We start from the raw sequence: 9,311 nt of genomic DNA, 5'->3' as shown, positions 1-9,311 counted from the left end.
GGCCGAGAGGATGCCGCCGGCATAGCCCGCGCCTTCGCCGGCCGGGAACAGGCCACGCAGGGTCAGGCTCTGGAAGTCGGCGTCGCGGGTGATGCGGATCGGCGAGGAGGTCCGCGTCTCCACCCCGGTCAGCACCGCGTCGGGATCGTCATAGCGCGGGATCTTGCGGCCGAAGACCGGCAGGGCCTCGCGCATCGCCGCCGTCACATAGTCCGGCATCAGGGCCGCCAGGTCGGTGGGCCGAACCCCGGGTTTATAGCTGGGAACCACCTCGCCCAGGGCCGTCGAGGCCCGGCCCGCCAGGAAGTCCCCCACCCGCTGCCCCGGCGCGGAATAGTCGCCGCCCCCGGCCACGAAGGCCGCGCTCTCCAGCGCCCGCTGCAGCTCGATCCCGGCCAGGGGATGGTCGCTCCCGTAGTCGGCCGGCGAGATCCCCACCACGAAGCCGGAATTGGCGTTCCGCTCATTGCGCGAATACTGGCTCATGCCGTTGGTGACCACGCGGCCGGGCTCCGAGGCCGCGGCCACCACCGTCCCGCCGGGGCACATGCAGAAGCTGTAGACCGTCCGCCCATTGGCGCAGTGGTGCGACAGGGAATAGGCCGCCGCCCCCAGGTCCGGGTGCCCGGCGCAGGGCCCGAACAGGGCCTTGTCGATCCAGGACTGCGGGTGCTCGATGCGGAAGCCGATGGAGAAGGGCTTGGCCTCGATGTGGACGCCGCGCGCGTGCAGCGCCTCGAAGGTGTCGCGCGACGAATGGCCGACCGCCAGCACCACCTGGTCGGCCGCCAGGAACTCGCCGCCCTTCAGGTGCAGCCCCCGCACCCGCCGCACACCGTCCGCGCCGGCCTCGATCTCCAGGTCGGTGACCTGACAGCCGAACCGGTACTCGCCGCCCAGGGCCTCGATCTTGGCGCGCATCGCCTCCACCATGGTCACCAGGCGGAAGGTGCCGATGTGCGGGTGCGCCTCGGTGAGGATCTCGGCCGGGGCGCCGGCTTCCACGAACTCGGTCAGCACCTTGCGGCCCAGGAAGCGCGGGTCCTTGACCTGGCTGTAGAGCTTGCCGTCGGAGAAGGTCCCGGCCCCGCCCTCGCCGAACTGGACGTTGGACTCCGGGTCCAGCACGCCCCGCCGCCAGAGGCCCCAGGTGTCCTTGGTCCGTTCACGGACGGCCTTGCCGCGATCCAGGATGATGGGTCGGAACCCCATCTCCGCCAGGATCAGACCGGCGAACAGGCCACACGGCCCCGCCCCGATCACCACCGGACGCGGCGCCCCGGCCGGCGCCCTGGCCACAGGCTTGTAGGCGGTGTCCGGCGTGATCCGCAGGTGCGAGTCGCCGGTCCTCCGCGCCAGTACGGCGGCCTCGTCCTTCAGCTCCACATCGACGATATAGACCTTGAGGATGGCCGCCTTCTTGCGCGCGTCATGCGCCCGCTTCCAGACCGACCAGCCCAGGATCTCGTCGGCCCCCACCCCCAGCCGCGCGGCGATCGCCGCCGGCAGGGCGTCGGCCGGATGGTCGAGGGGCAGCTTGAGTTCCGAAATCCGCAACATGGCGGTTCTCTAGCCGTTCCGGGGGTGCAGCGCACCTGTGGCGCGCGCCCCGCCCACACCGTCATCCCGGCCGCAGCGAAGCGGAGAGCCGGGACCCAGGGGCCGCATCCAATCACCTGGGTCCCGGATCGGCCTATCGGCCGTCCGGGATGACGGGTGATTGTGAGCGGTCGCGGGCCGCCACCAATTGCGCGCCCCTACGCCTCGAACCCCACGAACACGGTCGCCTCTTCCACCGCCTTGCGCTCCGACACCACCGCATTGGCCGGGAAGGTCTCGTCGGGCCAGCCGAGCGCGACGCTTTTCATGATCACCTGGTCGTCAGCGATCCCGGCGTGCTCGCGCACCACCGGCGACTGCATGATGCCCTGGCTGTTGATCACGGCGCCCAGGCCCCGCGACCAGGCGGCGTTGACCAGGGCCGTGGTCACCGCGCCGCAGTCGAAGGGGGTGTCGTCGCTGCCGTCCAGCACCTTGTCATAGGTGACGATCACGCAGACCGGCGCGTCGAACTGGCGGAAGCCGCGCAGCACCCAGTCCTGGCGCATCTCCTTGTCCTCGCGGGCGATCCCCATGGCGGCGAACAGCTGCTTGGCCACCACCACCTGCCGGTCGCGGTGCGGACCGGCGAAGGCCTGTCCCTGGCGGAACTCCCGCGACTGCGGCACCCCGGCCACCATCCGCTCGGTATTGCCCGCGCGGATCCGATCCAGCGGTTCGCCGGTGATGACGTAGAAATTCCACGGCTGGGTGTTCATCGACGACGGCGCCCGCATGGCCAGGGCGATGATCTCCTCGATCAGCTTCCTGGGCACGGGATCGGGCTTGTAGCCGCGGATGCTGCGGCGGCCGAGGATGACGTCGTCAAACTGCATGGAGGGTTCCTGAGAGCGTTGCGCGGCGGCGAACCGCCGTCGCCGCAGTCTAAGGGCGCCGCCGCCACAATTCCAAACCCCCCGCGCCACGGAAACTTGACCGCGAAAATGACGCCCCCGTCAGGTTAGGTCTTGTCGAACGCGGTTCAAGCGACGAAATGTGGGCTCAACGGGCCGTCAAAGGCCTGACCCAAGCGAGGAACGCCCCGATGAGCCAGAGCGCCACCCACCCCAAGGCCGACGCCGCCCGGGACGCGGTCTACGCCCAGCCGATCGAGACCCTGAACGTGGCGCAGTCAGCGCTGTTCCAGGACGACGCCATGTGGCCCTATTTCGAGCGCCTGCGGGCCGAGGATCCCGTCCACTGGACCCCGGCCAGCGACTTCGAGCCCCACTGGGCGGTCACCCGCTACAACGACATCATGGCGGTCGACACCAATCACGAGGTGTTCTCCTCGGCGTCCGGCATCAGCCTGGGCCCGAGCGAGGAGATGATCGCCAAGCTGGTGGCCAGCGGCGCGCAGATGACCGGCGGCCCCTTCGGCGGCCCCACCGGCGGGCCCACCATGTTCATCGCCATGGACCCCCCCAAGCACGATGAGCAGCGCAAGACCGTCAGCCCGGCGGTCTCGCCGCACAATCTGAAGATCATGGAGCCGCTGATCCGCGAGCGCGCCGGCCTGATCCTCGACAGCCTGCCGATCGGCGAGGCCTTCGACTGGGTCGACAAGGTGTCGATGGAGCTGACGGCCATGACGCTGGCCACCCTGTTCGGCATGCCGCAGGAAGATCGCCGCAAGCTCACCCGCTGGTCGGACACGGTGATGTCGCGCCCCGGCGACGGCGTGGTCGACTCCTGGGAGGAGAAGCGCGCCGAGATGGCCGCCTATGCCGGCTACTTCCTGAACCTGTGGGCCGATCGCAAGGCCAAGCCGGTCCAGGGCGACCTGGTCTCCATGCTGGCCCACGGCGAGGCCACCAAGGACATGGACCAGTTCGAGTACCTCGGGAACATCATCCTGCTGACCATCGGCGGCAACGACACCACCCGCAACACCATCTCCGGCTCGGTCTACGCCCTCAACAAATTCCCTGAGCAGTACGACAAGCTGCGCGCCAATCCCGACCTGATCGCCTCGATGGTGTCGGAAACCATCCGCTGGCAGACCCCGCTGGCCCACATGAAGCGCGTGGCGACCCGCGACCATGAGCTGGGCGGCAAGACCATCAAGAAGGGCGACAATGTCGTCATGTGGTACGTCTCGGGCAACCGCGACGACACGGTGATCGAGCGGCCCAACGACTACCTCATCGACCGCGAGCGCCCCCGCCAGCACCTCTCCTTCGGCTTCGGCGTCCACCGCTGCGTCGGCAACCGCCTGGCCGAGCTGCAGCTGAAGATCATCTGGGAGGAGATCCTGGCGCGCTTCCCCGAGATCAAGGTGCTGGAGGAACCGCAGCGGGTCCCCTCGACCTTCGTCAAGGGCTACAAGTCCATGCAGGTGATCATCCCGCGCAAGCTCTAGGCCGCGCGGCTCGGAGGCGACGGCCATGAAAGTCTATTTCGCCTCCGACCATGCCGGCTTCGACGCCAAGAACAGCCTGGTCGACTATGTCCGCGATCAGCTCGGATACGAGGTGGAGGACTGCGGCGCCCTGGTGAACGATCCCCAGGACGACTACCCGGCGATCATCGCGCTCGCCGCCCGGAAACTCTCCGACGACGTCGCGGCGGGCAAGGACAGCCGCGCCATCGTCGCCGGCGGTTCCGGACAGGGCGAGGCCATCGTCGCCAACCGGTTCAAGGGCGTCCGCTGCGCCCTCTACTACGGCGACCCGGGGAACGCCCAGGTGGACGCCTCGGGCAAGCGGCTGGATATCCTCACCTCGACCCGCGAACACAACGACGCCAACGCGCTGTCCCTCGGCCTCCGCTTCCTGACCCTCGACCAGGCCAAGGCCGCCATCACCCACTGGCTCGCGGCGCCGTTTCCCGGCGACGCGCGCCACGCGCGACGGATTGGGCAGATCGACGATGTGACGGGATAGGCCCGCCTTGGGCTTGAGGTCGGGCTGGCAGGCGCGAGGCGACGTTGGGGACGGGCTGTTTCATACAGTCACCGTAGTCCGCCGGCCTCCGAGAATGAGGCTCCTAATCCCAGTCCTCACTTGGCGTTGGGTACCAGACCCCACGCGCCCTGGCCCAGGATGCAGGTGGTGGCCTTGGGCGGGCAGAGCCCCATCGAGCGCTCGGCGTAGATCTGCTCGATGATCTCGGGATTGGCCCGAAGCGCTTCGCCCCTCAGCCGCGTGCTTTCGGCGATGCCGCGCGCGGTCTCGATCTGGGCGGCGGCGTTGGCCTCGGCTTCCGCCTTTCGTTGCTGGGCGGCCAGGGTTCGTTGCTCGGTCTCGGTGCGGGCCTTGATGGCGTTCGTGATCGCATCGGGGTAGCGGATGGTCCCAACCCATTGCAGGTCGGATATCTCCACCCCCTCGGCGGCCCACTTCGCCCGCAGCGGCGCGAACGCCTTCTGCAACACGGCCTGGCGGCCGGCGCCCATCAGCGAACCCGTGCATTCCAAGGGCGCGGGGGTCGGGGCGCCGCCGGGTGCGGCGCTGGGCTGGTTGAGGTTGCAGGACACCGGCACCTTCTCGGTCTCGCGGGAGAGGAAGGACCGCGTGTCGTTTCGAATGGGCCCGTCGATCAGGTCGTCGAAGTTGAGGCGGTACTTGGCGAAGATCTCCGCCGCCCGGTTGTCCTGCACCTTGATGGTCAGTTGCACGTCCGCCGTCATCGGCAGGCCGGTCTGATCGGCGAAGGCGATCTCCTCGTTCTCCTTGCCGTCGCTGTTGGCCTCGCGGGTGAAGGAGTAGATCCGCTGGCGGGTCGAGTACTTGATGATCTGCTCGCCGATCCCGCGCCAGTGCCAGCCTGGGCGAAGCTCGGTCGGCTGCACCCCGGCGTTGGCGCCGAAGGTCTTGTTCAGGATGCCCACCTCGCCTGACTGGATGGTCGTGGAGTGGCTCAGCACCGTGCAGCCCGACACCACCAGGAACAGAGCGAGGGCGCCGATCGTGCCGAAGAACTTGACGCGCTTCGTCCACTGAAGACGGGCTTCTGCGGCGCTCGCCTTGCGCTGCGCCTCGCGCTCCTCGCGTTCCTCAATCAGGTTCGGCATGGTTCCCCTCCTCCTTGACGGCGGCCTGTCGGCCGCCTTGCAGCCGCCGCCCGACGAGCCTGACCCACCAGGCGGTGAAGGCGACCAGCAGGCCGGCCAAGGCCAGGCCCGCCAGGGTGGCCACCAAGGTGCCGCCTTCGAAGTGCGCCTCGAGAATCGACGGTATGATCACCCGAAAGGCGATCACCCCAAACAACAGGGAAAAGGCCAGTCCGCAGACCGCCAGAACGGCCGCCTTGAATTCCGCCATCCCACCCCCCTGCTCAACCACAGCTAGCATCCCAGCTCAAGCTAGGCCTTAGAAGACGGCAGGAATGCTTCGGGCGCAATGTCCCCGTATTACGCCTGCTTCCGGGAGTGATGCTCCTATCCAGGCATGGCGGCTGAGATTGACCTTTAGATCAAATTTGGTATATACTTTGAATGGCGACGAAGAAGCCGATCACATGGATGGGCCGCAGTTGAAGCGACTTGTCCGACATGCCGGACGCGGTCCGAAAGGATTTCGGCGGTGCGCTGGACGGTGTGCAACGGGGGCGAACCCCCACGGACGCAAAGCCGTTGAAGGGGAAAATCAAAGGCGCCGTACAGCTTTCCGAGGACCACGATGGGGAGACCTACCGCGCGGTCTACACGATCGAATTGGAGGACGCGGTCTATGTCCTCCACTGTTTTCAGAAGAAATCGAAAAGCGGGATTGCGACGCCGCAGGCCGACATCGATCTGATCGGATGCCGGACGCCAGAGCCCTTCACGCCCAGCGACAAAGGAAGACGCCATGAGCGACGCCAAGATCGAATTTGAAGACGGCGGCGGGAATGTCTTCGAGGACATCGGCTTTGAAGGCCCGGTCGCCGAACGGCTCTCTCATAAGGCCGACCTGGTCGCGGTGCTCTTCCGGTATCAAGAGGAGCTTTCCCTGAGCCAGGTGGCGTTCAGCCGCCTGGTCGGCATCCCCCAACCTCGCCTTTCCAAACTCTACAACGGCAAGATCGCCGGCATGTCCACGGACAAGCTCCTGGATGCGATCACCCGGCTTGGCGGGCACGTCGTCATCCGGGTGGAGCAGCATCCCGCCAGCAAGGTCGCCGGCCGGGTCGACCTCGAGCTGGCTTAGCCGGGGCGACGCCACGCGTCAGCCCTCCTTGGCCAGAGGCGCGACCAGCAGCCGTTCGACATCGTCCGGCAGCACAGTGCGCCGTTCGAGGCGCGGCCAAAGAACTAGCGGCGGCGCCAGGGTGAGGTCTGATGACAGGGTCAGGATGTCGAGGTCATCGCAAAGGTGGTCGCGCCCTCCGCAGTGGCGGGCATGGCACGCCGCCCGCGGATGGCATTCCCGAAAGCCACAGATGCGGCCGATGTAGCGACCGTCCGAGCGGCACAGGAAGATGTCGGCGCCCAGATTGATGCTGCCGGCCTTGCCCTTCAGGCGCCGCCCGGCGCGGGCCAGCGGCCCCAACTCTATGCCGTCCTCAAGGGTGACAAGGACGTCGGCGTCCTTGGGGACAGGCTTGTCGGTGGCGAGCGAGCCGACGAGCGCGATGCGCAGGACGCCGGGGCAGGCCGACGCCGATTTCACGAACGCCAGGACCTCCGCCAAGAGGACGGCTCTGGGGTACGGGACCGAGGGCCTGGGCGACTGCCTGCTCATGGCGCCCTATTGGCCGCGGGTGGCGTCCGGAGGCAAGCCGCTCGCCCCGCCGGGAATTCGGGAAATGCGGTGACAACGGAAATACGGGGACAGGAGCACCTCGGATCGTTGTACGCCTCGCGCCCCACGGCTTAGGCTGTTTCTGAGGGCGAGGGGACAGAGCGATGGCATTCTTGGAGGCTGTCTTGGGCGGGGCCGCCAAGGCGGTTGTCTCGGTGGTGCTGAACCGGCTCAGCAAAGCACCTACGGTCGCCCTGTCCTATGGCAAGAGCGGCAACGACGATCTTGTGCGGATGCACTACCACCGGCCGGACGGGCCACGCCCGGCCTATCCCTGGACGATCAACGAGGCACGGGTGCTTTGGCCGCCCGGGGCCAAGCTCTATGCCAGCGATGAGGAGGCGGTCAGCCGTGGGCCGGCGGCCGCCACGAAGCGCAAGGGACTGCGCCTGAAACCTGGGACCGGGGTGCTGTTCGTGCCGCTGCGGGCCGGCCAGCAATACCCGCCGTTCGTCTACCTCCTACTGCAGGTGGAGCGTGCTGTGCCGGGCGAGCGCCGATGGGTAGTGGCTAGGGCGCTGCGGCCCACCCGGTTCGACCTCCGGGCCATCCAAGGGGCGGTCCAATGAGTGCCGATGGCGGCGGGTGGAACAAGAACCACGAACTGGAATTACGGAATTACGGAATTACGGTGACATCGCGCAGTCCCACCGATTGGTCGACCGCTACGCGAGGGGCGACCATCCTCAGCCGGGCGGCCATTGCTGGGCGGCGTGAAGCACGCGCAGGATCACCACGGCGCGGTCGTCCTCGGCATAGACGACAATGTAGTTGGGCCGGATGACCATTTCGCGGGTCCCGGCGACACGTCCCGGCCGGTAGAGTTTCGGACGATCCGCCATCTTGGACGCCTTGTCCTCGATCTCGTCCTTCAGCCGCTGGGCGGCGTCGGGATTATCGTCGGAGATGTAGTCCACGATGGCGAGCAAATCGGCCCGCGCCGCCTCGCGCCATTCAAGCGCCCGTGCGGTCACGGCGCTTCCGGTCGATCCGGGCTTGCGCCTCGTCCATCACCTGCCGATGGGGCACGGTGGGGCGCGGGTCGGCAAGGGCCTCCTGCACCTTGGCGCGGAACCAAGCGTCGTGGGCTTCGGGATCGGCGGTGAGTCCGGCCGGCAGTCCGCCTTCCTTGGCGACACGGGTCAGCAGGATGCGGACCGCATCGGAGAGCGTGAGACCGACCCGCGCGAGCTTCTCCGACGCGTCGGCCTTGAGCCGCTCGTCCACGCGCACATGCAGCATCGAGGTGTGAGCGGTCATGGCTGTCCTCCTGGCCGAGTGACCATGATGTATCTCAAACGAGATACGATCAAGGACGCTCAGAGGAAATGCCGCGGACTACAGTGTTGCCGTAACTCCCATCCAGGGCCTCGGGAGCGGCTCCCCGTTCGTGTGGTTCGTGTGGTTCGTGGTTCCAAGTCTTCCGGCCGTGACGCCCGCGAGGCGGAACAGGATTGTCCACGAACCTCACGAACCACACGAACGGGGCCGCCGACAGCCCCCACACCGTCATCCCGGCCGCAGCGAAGCGGAGAGCCGGGACCCAGGGGCCCAGCCCGCCGCCCCTGGGTCCCGGATCGGCCTATCGGCCGTCCGGGATGACGGGGTGTTTGTCCTGAGAGCGGAGCCCCTTACCCCGCGATCGCCGCCGCGTCACGGTCGCCCGTCCGGATGCGCAGCGCCTGTTCCAGGTCCAGGACGAAGACCTTGCCGTCGCCGATCTTGCCGGTGTTGGCGGTGCGGGCCACGGCCTCGATGACGGTGTCGGCGATGTCGTCGGGGACGGCGATCTCCAGCTTCACCTTGGGCAGCAGCTTCACCTCGTATTCGGCGCCGCGATAGACCTCGGTCTTGCCCCGCTGGCGGCCGTAGCCGCGCACCTCGGTGACCGTCAGGCCCGACGCCCCGGCCTCGGTGACGGCCTCGAGCACCGCGTCGAGGCGGCTGGGCTTGATGATCGCGACGATCATTTTCATGGGCGGACCT

Annotated in this window: 13 protein-coding genes and 2 pseudogenes; 7 read left to right on the top strand and 8 right to left on the bottom strand. The window is 67.7% G+C overall.

Annotation, left to right across the window (positions count from 1 at the left end):
* Positions 1–1,560: NAD(P)/FAD-dependent oxidoreductase (locus tag Q7T09_RS05720; RefSeq protein WP_304698354.1), on the bottom strand; the 1,560-nt coding region annotated here is incomplete at its 3' end.
* A 62-nt stretch (positions 1,561–1,622) separates the two neighbouring features.
* On the opposite strand from Q7T09_RS05720, the pseudogene Q7T09_RS05715 reads away from it, so the two are divergent.
* Positions 1,623–1,700: pseudogene (locus tag Q7T09_RS05715) on the top strand (hypothetical protein); the annotation flags it as partial.
* 57 nt (positions 1,701–1,757) lie between these two features.
* Here the strand turns inward: Q7T09_RS05715 and Q7T09_RS05710 are convergent.
* The gene (locus tag Q7T09_RS05710; protein WP_304698353.1) at positions 1,758–2,435 is read right to left on the bottom strand and encodes a nitroreductase; all 678 of its coding nucleotides are present in this window, start codon (positions 2,433–2,435) and stop codon (positions 1,758–1,760) included.
* A gap of 209 nt (positions 2,436–2,644) precedes the next feature.
* On the opposite strand from Q7T09_RS05710, the gene Q7T09_RS05705 reads away from it, so the two are divergent.
* Together Q7T09_RS05705 and Q7T09_RS05700 are read left to right on the top strand one after the other, a co-directional pair.
* The gene (locus Q7T09_RS05705; RefSeq protein WP_304698352.1) at positions 2,645–3,961 is read left to right on the top strand and encodes a cytochrome P450; all 1,317 of its coding nucleotides are present in this window, start codon (positions 2,645–2,647) and stop codon (positions 3,959–3,961) included.
* Between the two features lie 25 nt (positions 3,962–3,986).
* Complete coding sequence (locus Q7T09_RS05700) at positions 3,987–4,484, top strand: RpiB/LacA/LacB family sugar-phosphate isomerase (protein WP_304698351.1); 498 nt, start codon at positions 3,987–3,989, stop codon at positions 4,482–4,484.
* Positions 4,485–4,600: 116 nt separating this feature from the next.
* Here the strand turns inward: Q7T09_RS05700 and Q7T09_RS05695 are convergent, their stop codons facing one another.
* Together Q7T09_RS05695 and Q7T09_RS05690 are read right to left on the bottom strand one after the other, a co-directional pair.
* Complete coding sequence (locus Q7T09_RS05695; protein WP_304698349.1) at positions 4,601–5,614, bottom strand: SPFH domain-containing protein; 1,014 nt, start codon at positions 5,612–5,614, stop codon at positions 4,601–4,603.
* The gene (locus Q7T09_RS05690) at positions 5,598–5,864 is read right to left on the bottom strand and encodes a hypothetical protein (protein ID WP_304698347.1); all 267 of its coding nucleotides are present in this window, start codon (positions 5,862–5,864) and stop codon (positions 5,598–5,600) included. Before Q7T09_RS05690 ends, Q7T09_RS05695 begins: the two co-directional genes overlap by 17 nt.
* A gap of 230 nt (positions 5,865–6,094) precedes the next feature.
* Here Q7T09_RS05690 and Q7T09_RS05685 point away from each other — a divergent pair, with 230 nt between their 5' ends.
* A complete protein-coding gene (locus Q7T09_RS05685; RefSeq protein ID WP_304698357.1) occupies positions 6,095–6,418 on the top strand; it encodes a type II toxin-antitoxin system RelE/ParE family toxin in 324 nt (107 codons plus the stop codon).
* Positions 6,393–6,731 carry a helix-turn-helix domain-containing protein gene (locus Q7T09_RS05680; protein WP_304698346.1) on the top strand — a complete coding sequence of 113 codons (339 nt, stop codon included), beginning with the start codon at positions 6,393–6,395 and terminating at the stop codon, positions 6,729–6,731. The genes Q7T09_RS05685 and Q7T09_RS05680 overlap by 26 nt, the downstream gene beginning before the upstream one ends.
* Before the next feature lie 18 nt (positions 6,732–6,749).
* On the opposite strand, the gene Q7T09_RS05675 is transcribed toward Q7T09_RS05680, so the two are convergent.
* Positions 6,750–7,214, bottom strand: a complete 465-nt coding sequence (locus Q7T09_RS05675) for a hypothetical protein (RefSeq protein WP_304698345.1) — start codon at positions 7,212–7,214, stop codon at positions 6,750–6,752.
* 236 nt (positions 7,215–7,450) lie between these two features.
* Here Q7T09_RS05675 and Q7T09_RS05670 point away from each other — a divergent pair, with 236 nt between their 5' ends.
* Positions 7,451–7,894, top strand: a complete 444-nt coding sequence (locus tag Q7T09_RS05670) for a hypothetical protein (RefSeq protein ID WP_304698344.1) — start codon at positions 7,451–7,453, stop codon at positions 7,892–7,894.
* A gap of 117 nt (positions 7,895–8,011) precedes the next feature.
* On the opposite strand, the gene Q7T09_RS05665 is transcribed toward Q7T09_RS05670, so the two are convergent.
* Both Q7T09_RS05665 and Q7T09_RS05660 read right to left on the bottom strand, forming a co-directional pair.
* On the bottom strand, positions 8,012–8,299 hold the full coding sequence (locus Q7T09_RS05665; protein WP_304698343.1) for a type II toxin-antitoxin system RelE/ParE family toxin: 288 nt from the start codon (positions 8,297–8,299) through the stop codon (positions 8,012–8,014).
* Entirely contained in the window at positions 8,280–8,585 is a 306-nt protein-coding gene (locus Q7T09_RS05660; protein WP_304698341.1) for a type II toxin-antitoxin system RelB/DinJ family antitoxin, read from the bottom strand. Before Q7T09_RS05660 ends, Q7T09_RS05665 begins: the two co-directional genes overlap by 20 nt.
* Before the next feature lie 250 nt (positions 8,586–8,835).
* On the opposite strand from Q7T09_RS05660, the pseudogene Q7T09_RS05655 reads away from it, so the two are divergent.
* Positions 8,836–8,937 (top strand): annotated as a pseudogene (locus Q7T09_RS05655) (hypothetical protein); the annotation flags it as partial.
* Between the two features lie 19 nt (positions 8,938–8,956).
* Here the strand turns inward: Q7T09_RS05655 and Q7T09_RS05650 are convergent.
* Positions 8,957–9,301, bottom strand: coding sequence for a P-II family nitrogen regulator (locus Q7T09_RS05650; protein WP_304698340.1), 345 nt, complete (start codon positions 9,299–9,301; stop codon positions 8,957–8,959).
* Positions 9,302–9,311 lie beyond the last annotated feature (10 nt).

Source organism: Phenylobacterium sp., from assembly GCF_030645195.1.
Classification (GTDB): domain Bacteria; phylum Pseudomonadota; class Alphaproteobacteria; order Caulobacterales; family Caulobacteraceae; genus Phenylobacterium.
This window is presented reverse-complemented; position numbering and strand designations above follow the sequence as displayed.

Excerpts from the sequence above, each read along its gene's own strand:
- Q7T09_RS05710 (WP_304698353.1), bottom strand. The coding sequence starts at position 2,435 with ATGCAGTTTGACGACGTCATCCTCGGCCGCCGCAGCATCCGCGGCTAC.
- Q7T09_RS05705 (WP_304698352.1), top strand. The coding sequence starts at position 2,645 with ATGAGCCAGAGCGCCACCCACCCCAAGGCCGACGCCGCCCGGGACGCG.
- Q7T09_RS05700 (WP_304698351.1), top strand. The coding sequence starts at position 3,987 with ATGAAAGTCTATTTCGCCTCCGACCATGCCGGCTTCGACGCCAAGAAC.
- Q7T09_RS05695 (WP_304698349.1), bottom strand. The coding sequence starts at position 5,614 with ATGCCGAACCTGATTGAGGAACGCGAGGAGCGCGAGGCGCAGCGCAAG.
- Q7T09_RS05690 (WP_304698347.1), bottom strand. The coding sequence starts at position 5,864 with ATGGCGGAATTCAAGGCGGCCGTTCTGGCGGTCTGCGGACTGGCCTTT.
- Q7T09_RS05685 (WP_304698357.1), top strand. The coding sequence starts at position 6,095 with ATGCCGGACGCGGTCCGAAAGGATTTCGGCGGTGCGCTGGACGGTGTG.
- Q7T09_RS05680 (WP_304698346.1), top strand. The coding sequence starts at position 6,393 with ATGAGCGACGCCAAGATCGAATTTGAAGACGGCGGCGGGAATGTCTTC.
- Q7T09_RS05660 (WP_304698341.1), bottom strand. The coding sequence starts at position 8,585 with ATGACCGCTCACACCTCGATGCTGCATGTGCGCGTGGACGAGCGGCTC.
- Q7T09_RS05650 (WP_304698340.1), bottom strand. The coding sequence starts at position 9,301 with ATGAAAATGATCGTCGCGATCATCAAGCCCAGCCGCCTCGACGCGGTG.